The organism is Yersinia intermedia (assembly GCF_900635455.1).
In the GTDB taxonomy this organism is placed as follows: domain Bacteria; phylum Pseudomonadota; class Gammaproteobacteria; order Enterobacterales; family Enterobacteriaceae; genus Yersinia; species Yersinia intermedia.
The window spans coordinates 2,784,132-2,800,734 of the sequence record NZ_LR134116.1 but is presented as its reverse complement, the minus strand read 5'-3'; the positions used below and the strand labels follow the sequence as shown (position 1 = coordinate 2,800,734).

Here is a 16,603-nt window from a genome sequence, read left to right as displayed (position 1 = left end):
GAATGAATGTTAATAATAGCGGTATTTACAGTTCTGTGCCGTGTTAAACGGTCAAAACAATTTTCCCGATATGTGTGCTACTTTCCATTAGCTCATGTGCTTTTGACGCTTCTGCCAGTGGGAATGTTTGGCAGATTTGCGGTTTCATGTTGCCCTTACCCAGCATAGGCCAGACCTGTTGTTCCAGTTCTTGAGCAATCAGTGCTTTTTCTGCAACGCTGCGCGAGCGTAAAGTGGAACCGGTGTGTGTCAGGCGTTTTAGCAACATTAACATTAGGTTAAGATCTTTAGCGTTACCATTTTGTGTACCAATTTGAACAATACGTCCATTCATGGCTGCCGCTTCATAATTACGCTCGACATAATCTCCAGCAATTAAATCAACAATGACATCAGCGCCTTTACCTACAGTCACACGTTTAGTTTCAGCGACAAAGTCCTGAGTGTGGTAGTTAATAGCGACATCTGCCCCTAATTTCAGGCACGCTTGGCGTTTTTCCTCTGAACCCACAGTGACAATCACTGTCTGTGCGCCAAATGCTTTACTCAGTAATATTGCAGTCGTCCCAATACCCGAAGATCCACCATGAATTAAGACTGTTTCACCAGCGCTAAAATGGCCTCGTTGGAATAGGTTGGTCCATACGGTGAAGAATGTTTCTGGCAGCGCCGAAGCTTCGATATCAGTCAGGTTGGCGGGAATCGGTAAGGCATTGGTTTCATGTATGACGCAGTACTGAGCATAACCCCCGCCAGCTATCAACCCACACACGCGGTCTCCTATCTTAAAGCGGCTAACATCAGCCGCAATGGCGACTACTTCGCCGGCAACTTCCAATCCAGGAATATCTGAGGCTCCTGGCGGTGGCGCATACTGGCCACGGCGTTGCATTACATCAGGGCGGTTAACACCTGCGGCTGAAACTTTAACCAATATTTCGCCCGCAGCAGGCATAGGTGTTGGGCGCTGTACGGCGGCTAAGACTTCTGGCCCACCAGACTGAGTGATTTCAATCGCGACCATATTCGCCTGGAGGTGTGTTAACGATGTCATAATATTCCTCTTGTCGCCTAAAGGTGGTAACTCCGATGCTATGCCGATGATTACGAGAGTATCTTAGTCTGGTAATGGGAATAATTCATGACGAGAATGTGCTTAAGTGATTACAGGGGGGAAGCGTCAGAAAATATCAGTGAAGTAGAAAACAAAAAAGCGCCCAACGGTGTGGGCGCACAAATTTGCAAAGGAGTCGTGCATGTATGGCTTACTTGCAGGGCTACAATCAAGACTAAGAGATGTTTGGAACGCTTTGATTGTATGAACATTACTTTTCTTACGCTATAGGTATAAATCTGAAATTTTGGCCAAAAACCATCCCAAAGTACGGCTACGAGATAGCAGCCGTATTGTCAGCTAAACCTAGCCCTTATAGTGCCAGCAGACCTGATAGTGATAGCTTTCACCTGTTAGCAAGTGATCAGCGTGAACACTTGGACTCCATGAATCGTCACCACCGACCCCCATATGGAACCCATCGATATTCAACCAAGTACCTTGATCTGGTTTTAGTAAGTGCTGGTGGCTGGTTGTCATCAGTTGCTGCGTGCTGTAACGGCTGATACCAAAATGGAAGCGACCGGTTAATTGCCAGTTGCCGTAATGCAGGGTGTGGGTATTACAGCGTAAACCATTTTCACTTGGGAAAATGTAGGGGGTATGCATCTGCTCAAGCGGCTGTGACCACTGACCATATTGTGCCGAAAGCTGGCGGTCAGGGTAGTTTTCATGTGGCCCTAATCCTAGCCAGTCAACATGTGGAGCGAGATCTGATAGTTGGCAGCACATGCCGATTCTGGCCGGAGGGGGAAGTGATGTTGCCACTCTAACCTGAACATCAATGGTCATACGGCCTTGCTGATCAAAACGGTATAGCCAATGTGAATGCAATAGCGATTCATTGGCAAACTCATAGCTGTAGTCGGCACAGATTTGTATTGAATGGGAGAGGCTATCAGCGTGCAACGATAGACATCGTTGTTCCAATTGATACATCCCTGCTTTTTTCCAACGCTCCACCCAGGCATTGGGGTCGATACGGGTTGCTTCGCTAATACCGATGTCGTTATCCAGTGGCGCACGAACAAATTGATCGCACAGCGGGCTAAGTAACATCGGTAATTCACCCACCCACCATTGTTCCAACAAGCCAGTTTGGCGATTGAACTGCCAACGCTGCCGCTGGTGAGTCACCATAATAGCGTGTGCATCTTGGATGAGCTGAAGCTCGCTTGGCTCGGTACTGTTTAGCTCAGTGCTATTTGGCACAGAGCGGCAGGGTATAGATAACGCTTGAGGTAAACGCCATTGCTGCCAGGCGCTGCGATGGTTACTGGCTGACCAAGATGTTTTTGTTCTCAGCCTGACGTCGACGTTTAACCATAAATCACCGGGTTTAGTTGTAAGAGGTAATTGCTCTGCCAGCCTATAGTGCTGCGTAGCCTCAGGAGATAAATCAAGAGAAAAATCACCCTCCAGTATCGATTCGCCGTCTAATTCAATTCGCCAATAGAGCTGTTCATTATCACTGTGCCTGAACAGATATTCACTGGTAACACTTATCACCAGTGGCGTGGTGCTCAGTAATGAAAATTGGAAAAACTGCTGCGCGCATTGTGCTTCATACAAGCTGGGATGAGGGCTGCGGTCAGGGAAAACTAACCCGTTCATACAAAATTGACGGTCATTGGGGCTATCACCAAAATCACCACCATAAGCCCAATAAGGTTCGCCATTCTCATCATCGCGGACAAGGCTTTGGTCTACCCAATCCCAAATAAACCCCCCTTGCAACCGGGGATATTGGCGGAATGCCTGCCAGTAACGGGCAAATCCACCAAAACTATTCCCCATTGCATGAGCGTATTCACACAGTATCAATGGGCGAGATTCATCAGGCAAACCAATCCATTTCTTGATTGCCCATTTGGGCACCGCTGGGAAAGGTTGGTCCTCATCAACGCGAGCATACATTGGGCATACAATATCGGTCGCGGGCGTGTTTGCTCCGCCGCCTTCGTATTGCACCAGACGTGTTGGGTCATTGGTTTTAATCCAGCGATAGAGGGCATCATGGGTTGCGCCATGACCAGATTCGTTGCCCAAAGACCAAATAATGATACAAGGGTGATTACGGTCACGCTGAACCATGCGTGTGACTCGTTCGCTGAAAGCAGAGAACCACTGAGGATCGTTCGCTAACCGCCCCATAGGTTGCATACCGTGTGTTTCAATATTGGCTTCGTCCACAACATACAGGCCATAGTGATCACACAGGCGGTACCACAATGGATGGTTTGGATAGTGTGAGCAGCGCACGGCATTAAAGTTATGCTGTTTCATCAGAATGATGTCTTGTCGCATGCTCTCTTCATCTATGGTCTGACCGGTTTGCGGATGATGTTCATGACGATTCACCCCCCGAATTAATACCGCTTTACCATTAACCTTAAGCAAACCCTGATGGATGGCAACCTGTCGAAAGCCGACATCATAGGCTTCTGACTCAATCAATTCTTGTTGCTGCGTGAGCAGTGAAATCACAGCGCGATACAGCGTGGGCTGTTCTGCACTCCATAAAAAGGGGGATTCCACCCGCAGCTTAAGATGGGTACGATCAGTGTATTGCCCTCGCTCATCAATAGCTTGGGTACCTAGCGGTTGCAGCAAACTGCTAATTAACTTATCTGCCAGCCACAATTGTACGCGAACTTGGTAAGCCCCGGTAATGTGTGGGTCGTTGATGCTGAGGGCGGGGATATTTATTGCTGCCATTACTTCTAAATTAGCAGAGCTGAATTCTGGAGATAAATGAGTGGTGATATGAATATCCCGCAAATGAATCTCTGGTTTGTGAAGCAAGCTGACATCACGGAAAATGCCGCTCATGCGCCACATATCCTGATCTTCCAGATAACTACCGTCACTCCAGCGCAGAACCAGAACGGCGATGCGGTTATTACCGTCCTGTAAGTAAGGTGTGAGATCAAACTCTGCGGGCAGGCGGCTGTCTTGGGAATACCCCACCCATTTCCCATTACACCAAAGATAAAATGCGGAACTGACACCATCGAAAATAATGCGTGTTTGGCCAGATGACAGCCAATTTGGCTCTAAAGTGAAATTACGTGAATAACAACCGGTAGGGTTCTCTTGCGGTACTCGCGGCGGATCGACCGGAATAGGGTATTGGACATTGGTGTAAATAGGGGTGTCGTAACCATGGCGTTGCCAGTTGGCAGGGACGGGCAGCAGTGTCGCACCGGGTAAATCGTGCTCAACCCACTCATCTGGTACCCTTTCTGGCTGGTCGAAATAGCTGAATGACCATTGTCCGTTGAGTAAACACCGTTGTGGCGAAGGGATATCATTTTTTGCGCTATCGCTATCACGCCAACTGTAAAAGGGAGGATGTGCCTCAAGGCGGTGATATTGCGTCACCTGCGGGTTTTCCCAATCTCTACGCGACAAAATCTGTGCCAAGGGGGTTTGAACCTGCTGTTGAACCTTTTGCTGTGACGTCATGATATCAGCCTCATTTCTGCGATGTGCGTGGATACTTTTTAGCGCTGGCAAGTGATCAAATAGGAAAAATGTTATGCGCTCACAATTCTAATGCGGTAAAGATGAATTCAGCGGCAGGTAAAGTAAATAGCGGTTGGATAAATAGTCGAGAGCGATCGCATTTATTTGTTTTTAAGGATAGAGCGCTTAAAGCGTGCTGTTGTTTGGCGTATTGTCAGTTCAGTGGCTAACAAGAGAGACCCAGACGGTGGCTCAATGGTGTGGTGCAGCCTGACAATCAGGCGGGAAACGCTCTCTTCCCCTAATTGCTTGAAGTCCTGCCTAATCGTTGTCAGTGGCGGTTGGAAATAGGCGCTGTCTGCGGTGTCATCGTAACCAATGACCGAGACTTGCGCTGGCACGTTGATATTGTGCTCATGCAGCGCGCGTAATACACCAAGAGCCATTTGATCGTTAGCGACCAATATAGCGCTAAAAGGAATATTGCTGGCAATGAGCCTCTGTGTGGCCTGATAGCCGCTTCGGGCGTTCCATTCGCCGTAGTAGACCGCCTGAGGGGTTAACGAGGCGTCATTGAGTGCCTGTAGCCAGCCCTGATAACGTAACTGGGCTGAAATCGCGCTTTTCGGCCCACAGATAAAGGCAATCTGCTGGTGGCCTAAGGTAATGAGGTGCTCAGCTCCCTGAATGGCTCCAACCTTGGCGTCAAACAACACACTGAAAGCGGTGGATTGTGGATCCACATCCAGAAACAATACCGGAGTATCCGCACATTGCTGGGCAATTATCGCACTGGCTTTAGGTTTCAGAGGAATATTCACTAAGATGCCATCAACCCGTTGGGCTAGCAGTTCATTTATCGCTTGCTGGCAAGCAGGGGCAGTTTGATCATCGACCATGGCAATCACTACTGCGTATCCTAGCTCACGCGCTTTACTTTTTATTGCTGCGGCTATTTGAGAGGGGGCATGTAACGCGAGGTCTGTGGTTGCCAGCCCAAGCGTAAGGCTATGTTTCCCTGCCAATTGCTGTGCTACACGGTTAGGGACATAGTTTAAGTCAGCCATGGCCTGTTCGACCTTGCTGCGGGTTTTTGGTGAGACATGAGGTGCTTGGTTTAAAACACGTGATACGGTTTGATATGACACTCCCGCCTGGCGTGCGACATCATCTAAAGTGACAGACTTAGGCCTCATGTGTTCCTCTCAGGGGTAGGTGGGCGCATATCATAGCAAATTCATGAGATAAACTTTCAGTACCCGCTGGCAAACATGGCGTAAAACTGCCCATTTAACGCATTTTGTCCTTTTCATTACCATACGCGTTTGGTCAGCAGTAGTTTAGTAACAATAAAAATTATGATTATTCTGCGTAAAAACGGGCTGCAAGAGTATAATTAATAGCTTTTTTGGTTTTATTTTAGCCATGTAAACAAGAATCTACAGTTTGCCAGCTAAAAACAGTTGCTATTAAAAGCCGGTCATGAGTTAATGCGTCTCGGCCTGTGGTACAGACCTATTTATGCACGACATCTTGAGTAAAGTGGTTCATATTTAAAGCGTTATCGTTGATAGCTCTTCACTGACGAATTTCCTTCATAGTGCCTCCATAAGTAACGACTGATAACCGGCTATAACACGCCCATGGTGGCAAATTTTTTTAATAAAGGAAATACACATGTCTAACATGATGAAAGGTCAAGTAAAGTGGTTCAACGAGTCTAAAGGCTTCGGTTTCATCACTCCAGCTGATGGCAGCAAAGACGTGTTCGTTCACTTCTCTGCAATCCAAGATCAAGGCTTCAAGACCCTGGCTGAAGGCCAGAATGTACAGTTCTCTATCGAGAACGGTGCTAAAGGTCCGTCTGCAGCAAACGTAACTGCAATCTAATTGGCCTTTGGCTGATTATAAAAAAACCCGCTAAGGCGGGTTTTTTACTTTCTGCTATCCGGTAAGACCCTCTGCTTCATCTTCCTCTATTCTGATTCACTCAAGTTCCCTTATTAAGTAAACCGGCACGGCTATTATCCGCAATTATATTTAGCGAAAGCATACCGTTGTTTATACGTAAACCTTATCATTCTCACCTGATTCTGTACTACACTAGCAGCATTGATTTAATTGAAGGTAATATCATGAAAGTGAATGATCGGGTGACAGTAAAAACCGATGGTGGCCCACGACGCGAGGGGGTTGTGTTAGAGGTCGAGCAGTTTAGTGAGGGCATCATGTATTTGGTTTCGTTGGAAGATTACCCGGCAGGTGTCTGGTTCTTTAACGAGATTGATAGCCATGATGGTACCTTTGTCGAGCCGCTACACCAGTAACATTTGCACTCAGCCTGTTGTGCTGTGAGTAATGCAAAAAACCGGAGGAAGGTGAGTGCGCCTTGCCTCCGGTTTTGCTATCTAACTATCTAACTATCTAAATCATAGCTTGATTGAACGATTTTCTAGCGCTAACTCAGAATGTTTCCCAGTTTAGTGCGTCGTCACCGGACTTCTTATTCTTGGCCGCGTTGTTTTGCATGGCAGACATCGGTGCAGGTGTTTTAAGTGACGGGGCAGGGTTGTGACCCTTTAAATGGAATACTGCAACAGCTTGAGTCAATATTTCAGCTTGTTGTTCAAGAGAGGCTGCCGCCGCTGATGCTTCCTGAACTAAAGAGGCGTTCTGTTGCGTAACATTGTCCATTTCTGAAACTGCTTGGGCAACCTGGCTAATACCACGGCTCTGCTCATCAGAAGCGGATGCAATTTCACCCATAATATCAGTTACATGAGTAACGGCCGTTACAATCTGGTTCATCGCTTTACCGGCATCCGATACCAGAATTGATCCATCACCAATCAGATCAACTGAGGCCTCAATCAACGATTCTATCTCTTTGGCAGCATCGGCACTGCGTTGTGCCAGATTACGGACCTCACTGGCCACCACGGCAAAACCACGGCCTTGTTCACCCGCACGGGCAGCTTCAACCGCCGCATTCAGTGCCAGAATGTTGGTCTGGAAAGCAATGCTGTTAATTACATTGGTGATTTCAGCAATTTTCATGGAACTGAGGGATATTTTATCCATAGTACTAACAACATCATTAACAATATCGCCACCCTGAGCAGCTTTGCCTGAGGCATCAGCAGCCAACTGGCTTGCATGATGAGCATTCTCCGCATTTTGTTTCACAGTTGCGGTCAGTTGCTCCATACTGGCGGCTGTCTGTTCAAGTGATGCGGCTTGTTGCTCGGTACGGGCCGAAAGGTCGGTATTACCCAGAGCAATTTCACTAGAGCCTTGGTAAATAGATTCAGCACTGCTGCGCACGGCTCCAACAGTGATGGATAACGAATCCTGCATTTGCTGAATATTGTTACCCAGCACACCAATTTCGTTACGACCAAATGAGACCGACGTTTGTGTCAAATCCCCCTGAGCAATACGCTGGATACGTTCTACCAGCCAATTAATTGGCTTGATGATGACTTTGCTGATCACTAAAAAAGCCACGATTGTCAGCAAGATAGCAAGAATAAAAGCACCACCCATCAGCATGTAACCAAGCCGTGCTTCTTGTTGGGCTGCTTGATTAATTTGATTAGCCTGTTCGGTACGGTATTTAAGGGCTTTCAGCAGTGGCTCATTATAAGCATCATCTAACTGATTAAGTTTTTCAGTCTCAAGGGAGATAACTTCTTCAAAATGTCCTTCTTTCGTCGCGTCGAGCATGATTTTCATCCCCTCGTCGCGATACTGTTCGTAGGCTTTTTTCAATGGTACATCTAATGCGGTATCCGTTTGGGATTTAACCGGACGGTTATAGTAGAGATCAAACATTTGCTGCGATTGAGTAATACGACTCTCAGCGTTTTTTAGCCCTTGTTGATAACCCTCGGTATCACCGATGCGTGCCGCTGATGCTGCTTGAATCAGAATAAGGCGTGCAGTGCGCAGGTGGTTCGAGCTGTTGGACAGGCCAAGGCGGATATCCAGCTCTTGTGTCGCCTCTTCCAGTGATTGGTTACTCTGTTTTAAGAAATAGCCAGACGTCCCAATTGCGGCTGCAAATAAAAGCAGTATTCCTGCCAAGATGGCGATAAACAAAGTAACCAGACGCATGTTATTGATAAATAATACTTTCGTATCTTTATTCTGTTCTGGCGCTATTTTTATATCCAATGGCTGATGCGTACTTCCACGTTTCATTGTTAGTTCCGTTTCTATAGTCGCTCGAGGAAAGGTCCTGGCCTGATGTACCCGGTATATCTGATGCTATAGCCTTGTGCGCTGTAACACCGATTACTGCGGGTATAGGCATCGCTACTTAAAGTTAATCCACCCCTATATGTAAAAAAAATCTCAACAGTCCTTTAAGAACCTATCGGCAACGGTCCTAAAATAGTTAGGGTTATAAATGAGATCACGATCGCAATTTGGATTAAAGACTCATTATATTTTTGTAATTGCGTCAATGACTTGATGGGGAGATCACCGGAATAGGCGGTGCTGGCTGGATGAGGGGCTATAGACGTTATGCCTCAGCGACCTTTACGTTAAGGTCATTGAGCGAGGCGAGAAGGATATCGGCGTGAGTAACGGCGGGTGAGAGTGCTCAAATTGATTCTCGCATCCCTGCTTTCATTCTTATGCATACTTAATATAGGCTCAACGGCTTGATGATGGTGCGACACAAATAATCGATATATTATAAATATTAAGTTTATTATTTAATTCACTGGAGCTGGTTTAGGTTTTGTTTAGAAATATAGGCTTTACATAATTATCACACGCAACTATACTCTTGGAAAATTTAGGTGGAGAAATTAATGGATACGCAAAGTAGTAGTCAAATAAGCAAGGCAAGCTAACCTATCTCTCTACTGATTTGTTGCTTGCCGAAAATGGCGGGCAGCACCCTCTCTTATATCCTGAGTTGTGCATACCCAAGTAGATCCTAATTAGTTGAAGTTATAGTGGTGTTGATGGTGTTTATTCACTTAAAACACAAACTTGAGCCAGCCGTCGAGATTTATTCGTTTGTGGTCTGGTTATAACTTCAATTACTGTGGGTTTGATATATAACTCGATGTTTAATCATCGAGGGTATTGTTTCGGGTTTCTATTATGGTATTTAACAACCACGCACTATTCCCTCCGGGCATAAATACAGGCTATTGCTGATTCATAACTTTAGGTTATATGTTTCAGCACAATTACCTGTGTGCTAACTAGCACATGATTATTCTACCAATGATTAATTCATGGAGAGAATCATGGCATTAACTCCTTTTGTCGTAAATTTATTACTGGCGATGTGCTTGGGCGCATTAATTGGCGCAGAAAGACAATGGCGTCAGCGTATGGCGGGTTTACGTACTAATGCATTGGTTGCGACCGGTGCCGCAGTATTTATTCTCAGCTCTTATGCTACATCCCCTGATAGTCCTGGCCGTATTGCCGCTCAAGTTGTCTCTGGAATTGGTTTTCTGGGCGCGGGTGTCATTATGCGTGAAGGCATGAATATTCGTGGCTTGAATACCGCCGCAACGCTCTGGTGCTCGGCGGGGATCGGTGTGCTTTGTGGCCTGGGATTATATTGGAATGCGGTAGCTGCCACTGCGGTTATTCTGTGTGCCAATATATTATTACGTGAGGCGGCGCAACGGATTAATATGCAGCCTCAGCAACAAGCTATAGATTTAGAGGTTCGTTACCGGATTCAGGTCACTTGTGGTGCGGAAGATGAGATATTGGTTCGCACCCTTATTTTGCAGGCGTTAAATGGCGTCGCATTACGGTTACAGTCGCTTTGTAGTGCAGATATTGCTAAACCCGGCCAATTGGAAGTGTGCGCAGAAATAATGGCGACACCCGCAGCGCAAAAAGAAATTGAAGGTATTGTTTGCCGTGTCAGTCTGGAGCGGAGCGTCAGTGCAGTTCATTGGCGCATTGCATCTGAATTACCGGTTTAATTGTAAAGTAGTTTACTCACTAATAAGTGACTTAAATTCGCAGTAAATAATTAAATGCTGACCCATGTGGTAGTAAGGAGTTGTTATGGACGATCACCCCGGAGTTAACCAAATTAGCTGCTGCTAATTAAATATAAAATTGGCAGCGCAATAATAGTTCAGCACATTTATCTCTCGGCAATTGAGCGGATAAGCCCTGTGCGTTTAGAATTAAAAGAGAAGCGTTATGACCCAATTCAAAAAAACAGCCACTGGCCGTAGCAATAATAGAAAACCTTTTGCTATTGCGCAGGAAGCCAAAAACAGTCTGGATCAAACATTATCCAAGTTGAATGCTAATTTAAATGGTCTGACAGAAGAGGATGCCAGGGAGCGGCTGGAATTATACGGTATTAATCAGGTTGCGCATGAGAAAGCGCCCCCAGCATTGGTTCAGTTACTGGCGGCATTTAATAACCCCTTTATTTTTGTTTTGATGATATTGGCGGCAATCAGTTTCTTTACTGATTATTGGCTGCCATTACAACACGGAGAGGAAACTGATCTGGTTGGTGCCAGTATTATTGTGACAATGGTATTGATCAGTGGGTTACTGCGTTTTTGGCAGGAGTACCGGACCAATAAAGCGGCTGAAGCTCTGAAATCGATGGTGCGAACCACCGCCACAGTATTACGTCGTAGTAGCCATAGCGCCCAACCGGCAAAGCAAGAAATTGCGATTAAGCAGTTAGTGCCCGGCGATATTATTCTATTATCAGCCGGAGATATGATTCCAGCGGATTTACGGCTGATTAAATCCAAAGATTTGTTTATCAGCCAAGCGATTCTAACTGGAGAGGCTATCCCTATTGAAAAGTATGACGCAATGGGGACCATCAGTTCGAAGTCAGTCGATGCGGAGGTCAATAGTGAGAGTGAGTTACTTGAGCTATCCAATATCTGTCTGATGGGAACGAATGTTGCCAGTGGAACGGCAATGGCCGTGGTTGTGGCTACTGGCGGGCATACTTATTTCGGCTCGCTTGCTAAGTCGATTGTTGGTACGCGTGCGCAGACGGCATTTGATCGTGGCGTCAACAGTGTCAGTTGGTTATTGATCCGCTTTATGCTGGTAATGGTACCAATAGTATTGCTGATTAATGGTTTTACAAAAGGTGATTGGACTGAAGCGGCACTATTTGCACTGGCAGTGGCGGTTGGGTTAACCCCTGAAATGTTGCCGATGATTGTCAGTTCTAACCTGGCAAAAGGCGCCATTGCTATGTCGCGGCGTAAAGTTGTGGTTAAGCGATTGAATGCAATACAGAACTTTGGTGCTATGGATGTATTGTGCACGGATAAAACCGGCACATTAACCCAAGACCGCATCATTCTTGAACACCATCTGGATGCCAGTGGCAGCAATGACAGTAAAGTACTGCAATTGGCATGGCTTAACAGTTTCCATCAAAGTGGTATGCGAAATCTGATGGATCAGGCGGTGATGAAATTTAGCCGTGGTAAACCAGAAATCGATGCTTTGCGCAGCTTTAACAAAGTGGATGAGTTACCGTTTGATTTTATCCGTCGCCGTTTGTCAATTGTGGTAAAAGATGAGCAACAGCATCAGCGTTTAATCTGCAAAGGCGCGGTGGAAGAGATGCTGAGTATCTGCACCCAAGTTCGCGAGGGGGATAAGATATACCCACTGGATGACGCCCGCAGAGCCAAATTACTGGCGTTAGCTACACAATATAATGAAGACGGTTTTCGTGTTTTGTTACTGGCAACCCGTGAGTTAGGGACTCAGATTAGCGAATTACCGTTAAATATTGCTGATGAATGTGATTTGGTTGTTCAAGGGCTACTGACTTTCCTCGATCCGCCAAAAGAGAGCGCCGAGGCTGCTATTACCGCACTACGTGAAAATGGTGTTGCAGTTAAAGTCTTAACTGGCGATAACCCGATTATTACGGCAAAAATTTGCCGCGATGTTGGTTTGGAACCGGGGGAGCCGCTGAGTGGTCGTGACATTGAAGGTATGGATGATGAAACACTCGCGCGTGAAGTGGAGTTGCGCACGGTGTTTACCAAGCTCACCCCTTTGCAAAAATCACGGGTGCTAAAAATGCTGCAAAGCAATGGGCATACCGTTGGTTTTCTTGGCGATGGCATTAATGATGCACCGGCATTACGCGATGCTGATGTGGGGATATCGGTTGATACCGGCACCGATATCGCTAAAGAGTCGGCTGATATTATTCTGTTAGAAAAGAATCTGATGGTGCTGGAAGAGGGGGTTATTATAGGGCGTGAGACCTTCGGCAATATTATCAAATACCTGAATATGACGGCCAGCTCGAATTTCGGCAATGTGTTCTCAGTATTGGTTGCCAGTGCCTTTATTCCTTTTTTACCGATGTTAGCTATCCACCTGCTGTTACAAAACCTGATGTATGACATCTCCCAGCTCTCTTTACCGTGGGATAAAATGGACAAAGAATTTTTACGTAAACCACGTAAGTGGGATGCTAAGAATATTGGCCGCTTTATGCTATGGATTGGGCCGACCTCCTCAATTTTTGATATTACAACTTATGCACTGATGTGGTTTGTTTTTGCTGCGAACAGCGTTGAGCATCAGGCTTTATTCCAATCAGGTTGGTTTATTGAAGGTCTGTTATCGCAGACGTTGGTTGTCCATATGTTGCGCACGCAAAAAATACCGTTTATCCAAAGTACAGCCGCCTTGCCGGTGCTCTTGACGACCGGATTGGTCATGGCTATTGGTATCTATATTCCGTTCTCACCATTAGGAGCATTAGTCGGATTACAACCATTGCCGTGGCAATATTTCCCATGGTTAGCGGGTACATTGATAAGCTACTGCGTTGTTGCGCAAATGATGAAGCAGTTCTATATCCGCCGGTTCGGCGAGTGGCTGTAATTGCTTCGATTAATGTTTAGGTTTTATATCCGGCAAGGCTATTTGTTGCTATTAGGGTATTGATATAACAGTTTCCGGGGCGAGTTGGCCCCGGAATTATTTCGACTATTCGTTACTGACGCGAATCACCAGCTTGCCAAAGTTCTTGCCTTCCAGTAGGCCGATAAAGGCTTGTGGCGCATTTTCTAGTCCATCGACCAGGTCTTCACGGAACTTGATTTTGCCTTGATCAACCCATTGCGTCATTTGCTGTAAAAAATCACCAAAAAGATGGCCGTAGTCATCAAAGATGATGAACCCTTGCATTCTAATCCGCTTGCGCAAAATGATACTTTGCAACAGCGGCAAACGATCCGGGCCATCCGGTAATTCCGTGTCATTATAGCGTGCTATCAATCCACATACCGGGATACGGGCGCGTGGGTTCAACAATGGCAATACAGCGTCAAATACTGCGCCACCTACATTTTCATAATAAATATCAATACCTTCAACACATACCTTCTCCAATTGTTGCGCAAAGTCGGTTGCCTTGTGGTCAATACATGCGTCGAAACCTAGTTCTTCCACCACATAGCGGCATTTCTCCAACCCTCCGGCTATGCCGATAACTTTGCATCCTTTTAGTTTACCAATTTGTCCGACAACGGAGCCAACCGCACCGCTGGCTGCGGCAACGACCAGAGTTTCGCCTGCTTTGGGCTGACCAATATCTAATAGCCCCATGTAAGCGGTGAAACCAGGCATGCCCAAAACGCCCAGAGCGCGTGAAGGATGGGAGAGCTGTGGCCCCAAGTTGCGGACACCAGAACCATCCGATAGCGTGTAGTCTTGCCAGCCACTGTTGGCCAAAACCCAATCCCCCACTTGAAACTCTGGGTGATTAGAGGCTTCAACGCGTGAAACGGCCCCACCTACCATGACATCGCCAATTTCCACCGGCGCAGCATAAGAGGGGGCATCGCTCATGCGGCCACGCATATAAGGGTCAAGAGACAAATAGCGAGTGCGAAACAGCACCTGACCTGCTGCGGGTTGCGCAATAGGTTGAATATCTAATGCGAAATTTTCACTGCTAGGCGTACCATGCGGTCGAGAAGCCAGCAGAATACGGCGGTTATTGATTTTATCTTGAGGCATCAGATTCCCTTACTTGGACGTAGTAAAAAGGTAGGTAGTGAACATAGCAAATAGTGAACATAGCGAATGTTGAAAATAACGTGTGTTGAAAATAATAGTAGAACTTGGCGGGATGGTTTCAGCTAATAGTGCGACAAGACAGCGAAAGGTATCGCTGTGTTAATCGCATGGTTATCGCATGTGCAACTATGGGTCAATCAAAGTGGGACAATCAACACATCAACAGTACTGGTATTAATCAGCTTGGCAGCAGAGCAGGAGAATTTATTCATCAGCCGGGTACTGTGATTACCGCAGATAACCAAATCAATGTGCTGTTGCTGGCAAACATACGCCATGCTACCAGCGAACTCACCATGCACAATGGATCTATCCGTTATGGGATAATCAGCATTAATCGCCAATTCTTCCATAAATAGCTGCGCTTCTTCTTGTAACACAGATCGCAAATCACCCAACATGGGAGCGGCGTAACTGCTGTACATTTCCGGTTCGGTAGTCAGGGTAATTAACGAAACCTTCCCATTATAGGGCCGTACGATAGAAACGGCTTTATTAACCAACTGCTGACTATCGGGTGAAAGAGCAACTGCGACCAGTACATTCCTGTATCCCATCATTAAGCTCCCATAAGCACGGCTACAGATTAAAGGTTAGGGGAATACACATTTGATAAATGAGATGTCAGTCACATTTGGTTACGAGGTAGCAATAATATGAATTGTGATAGGAACTTAATTAAAATAATGGCAATTTAACGCATTTTGTAACTTATGCTTCAAACATTATTAATTAAGCACTATAACAATTTATTTACAATTAATTATCAAAGATGCATCTATGGACCAAAATTTAAAATGTGCCTAAATGAAATGTATACGCTAGCGTTGGTCTGAAACATGCAGTTACTTCTGTTGCCTTTTTTAATACGTGTTGTCAGGTTTATTAACGTTAAAAGTTGAGTGGGTTAATAAATAAGCGATAAACGTTTTTTTTGAAATCGCATAAATATTCGTTAAAGCAAAATAGTTTCGGATTGTTACTGACAGGATAACCGAGCTATAACGGGCTCAATTAGATCTTACCACTACAAATTTCGGGTTATGACAGATTTATGTGCTGCTATTTTGCTTTGGGAATACTTTTGTTCGAAATGATCTAAAAACGCTAAGAATTTGGCCTATATATCTAGTTTTTTAGCTCTTTTCTGACTTGTGAGTGTTTTTTAACCAGTGTGGTGGGTGAAAAATGAACGATTTTGGGGGTAAAAAATGACTTTATATTTTATTTTTGTGATGCATATCACATTACATTTAAAATGAATCACCAGTCACGTTGTATGTGCTAACGATTCGGGAGTAGAGTTGGGCCTCTTTAGGAATAATCCTAATATTTTGTAAGAAAAGTTTCACAGCAAGATGCACTATCAGAGCAGCGTTCAATAAAGCTGCCAAGTTTACGACATGTTATTTCATACCAAAATGGTATTTTTGTAATGTAACACCAGTAGGTTTTAATTACTTTTAGTTCTAAAGGGCTTAATTAACTGTCTATCGGGAAGGATCCCAGGTCTTGGGTGAAAAATACTATCATCCAACTTATGTTTTAAAACATAATCAGTCGGGATGTATAAAATGAGTACGTCTGAATTACTCAAACATATTTATGATATTAATTTGTCTTACTTGCTTTTAGCTCAACGGCTAATTAATGATGAGAAAGCTTCAGCGATGTTTCGTCTGGGTATTACAGATACTATGGCCGACGCATTAGCGCAGTTAACTTTGCCACAAATGGTTAAATTAGCTGAGACTAACCAGTTAGTCTGCCATTTCCGTTTTAGTGATCACAACACTATTCATCATCTGACGAAAGAGTCTCGTGTAGATGACTTGCAGCAAATCCATACAGGGATCCTTTTGTCGAGTCATTTACTCCACGAGCTATCGTTACAAAACGGTAGTGCGCCTAAAAAAAGAGCATGAC

The 16,603-nt window shown here is 45.4% G+C and carries 11 protein-coding genes; 5 read left to right on the top strand and 6 right to left on the bottom strand.

Features of this window, described 5'->3' with window-relative positions:
• Positions 1-43 precede the first annotated feature (43 nt).
• From EL015_RS12820 to EL015_RS12810, 3 genes are all read right to left on the bottom strand, one after another.
• Entirely contained in the window at positions 44-1,054 is a 1,011-nt protein-coding gene (locus EL015_RS12820) for an NAD(P)H-quinone oxidoreductase (RefSeq protein ID WP_032907922.1), read from the bottom strand.
• A gap of 366 nt (positions 1,055-1,420) precedes the next feature.
• Positions 1,421-4,582, bottom strand: coding sequence for a beta-galactosidase (locus EL015_RS12815; RefSeq protein WP_005192487.1), 3,162 nt, complete (start codon positions 4,580-4,582; stop codon positions 1,421-1,423).
• 161 nt (positions 4,583-4,743) lie between these two features.
• Positions 4,744-5,778, bottom strand: coding sequence for a LacI family DNA-binding transcriptional regulator (locus EL015_RS12810; RefSeq protein WP_032907924.1), 1,035 nt, complete (start codon positions 5,776-5,778; stop codon positions 4,744-4,746).
• A 481-nt stretch (positions 5,779-6,259) separates the two neighbouring features.
• Between EL015_RS12810 and cspE the strand changes: the two genes are divergently transcribed.
• Positions 6,260-6,472, top strand: a complete 213-nt coding sequence (gene cspE / locus EL015_RS12805) for a transcription antiterminator/RNA stability regulator CspE (protein WP_002210893.1) — start codon at positions 6,260-6,262, stop codon at positions 6,470-6,472.
• Between the two features lie 245 nt (positions 6,473-6,717).
• Positions 6,718-6,909: a protein DsrB gene (dsrB, locus tag EL015_RS12800; RefSeq protein WP_005192489.1), complete on the top strand. Its 192-nt coding sequence runs from the start codon at positions 6,718-6,720 to the stop codon at positions 6,907-6,909.
• 136 nt (positions 6,910-7,045) lie between these two features.
• Here the strand turns inward: dsrB and EL015_RS12795 are convergent, their stop codons facing one another.
• Positions 7,046-8,785: a methyl-accepting chemotaxis protein gene (locus EL015_RS12795; RefSeq protein ID WP_005192490.1), complete on the bottom strand. Its 1,740-nt coding sequence runs from the start codon at positions 8,783-8,785 to the stop codon at positions 7,046-7,048.
• A 1,067-nt stretch (positions 8,786-9,852) separates the two neighbouring features.
• On the opposite strand from EL015_RS12795, the gene EL015_RS12790 reads away from it, so the two are divergent.
• A complete protein-coding gene (locus EL015_RS12790; protein ID WP_005192492.1) occupies positions 9,853-10,551 on the top strand; it encodes an MgtC family protein in 699 nt (232 codons plus the stop codon).
• A gap of 226 nt (positions 10,552-10,777) precedes the next feature.
• Complete coding sequence (mgtA, locus tag EL015_RS12785; RefSeq protein ID WP_005192493.1) at positions 10,778-13,477, top strand: magnesium-translocating P-type ATPase; 2,700 nt, start codon at positions 10,778-10,780, stop codon at positions 13,475-13,477.
• 105 nt (positions 13,478-13,582) lie between these two features.
• Here the strand turns inward: mgtA and EL015_RS12780 are convergent, their stop codons facing one another.
• Complete coding sequence (locus EL015_RS12780; RefSeq protein WP_005192494.1) at positions 13,583-14,617, bottom strand: NADP-dependent oxidoreductase; 1,035 nt, start codon at positions 14,615-14,617, stop codon at positions 13,583-13,585.
• Between the two features lie 197 nt (positions 14,618-14,814).
• Positions 14,815-15,234 carry a universal stress protein UspC gene (gene uspC / locus EL015_RS12775; protein ID WP_032907929.1) on the bottom strand — a complete coding sequence of 140 codons (420 nt, stop codon included), beginning with the start codon at positions 15,232-15,234 and terminating at the stop codon, positions 14,815-14,817.
• Between the two features lie 1,017 nt (positions 15,235-16,251).
• On the opposite strand from uspC, the gene flhD reads away from it, so the two are divergent.
• On the top strand, positions 16,252-16,602 hold the full coding sequence (flhD, locus tag EL015_RS12770) for a flagellar transcriptional regulator FlhD (protein WP_032907926.1): 351 nt from the start codon (positions 16,252-16,254) through the stop codon (positions 16,600-16,602).
• The last annotated feature ends 1 nt before the right edge of the window (position 16,603 follow it).

Bases quoted from the DNA above. Each gene is read 5' to 3' on its own strand.
- EL015_RS12820 (WP_032907922.1), bottom strand. From the start codon at position 1,054: ATGACATCGTTAACACACCTCCAGGCGAATATGGTCGCGATTGAAATC.
- EL015_RS12815 (WP_005192487.1), bottom strand. From the start codon at position 4,582: ATGACGTCACAGCAAAAGGTTCAACAGCAGGTTCAAACCCCCTTGGCA.
- EL015_RS12810 (WP_032907924.1), bottom strand. From the start codon at position 5,778: ATGAGGCCTAAGTCTGTCACTTTAGATGATGTCGCACGCCAGGCGGGA.
- cspE (WP_002210893.1), top strand. From the start codon at position 6,260: ATGTCTAACATGATGAAAGGTCAAGTAAAGTGGTTCAACGAGTCTAAA.
- dsrB (WP_005192489.1), top strand. From the start codon at position 6,718: ATGAAAGTGAATGATCGGGTGACAGTAAAAACCGATGGTGGCCCACGA.
- EL015_RS12795 (WP_005192490.1), bottom strand. From the start codon at position 8,785: ATGAAACGTGGAAGTACGCATCAGCCATTGGATATAAAAATAGCGCCA.
- EL015_RS12790 (WP_005192492.1), top strand. From the start codon at position 9,853: ATGGCATTAACTCCTTTTGTCGTAAATTTATTACTGGCGATGTGCTTG.
- mgtA (WP_005192493.1), top strand. From the start codon at position 10,778: ATGACCCAATTCAAAAAAACAGCCACTGGCCGTAGCAATAATAGAAAA.
- EL015_RS12780 (WP_005192494.1), bottom strand. From the start codon at position 14,617: ATGCCTCAAGATAAAATCAATAACCGCCGTATTCTGCTGGCTTCTCGA.
- uspC (WP_032907929.1), bottom strand. From the start codon at position 15,234: ATGGGATACAGGAATGTACTGGTCGCAGTTGCTCTTTCACCCGATAGT.
- flhD (WP_032907926.1), top strand. From the start codon at position 16,252: ATGAGTACGTCTGAATTACTCAAACATATTTATGATATTAATTTGTCT.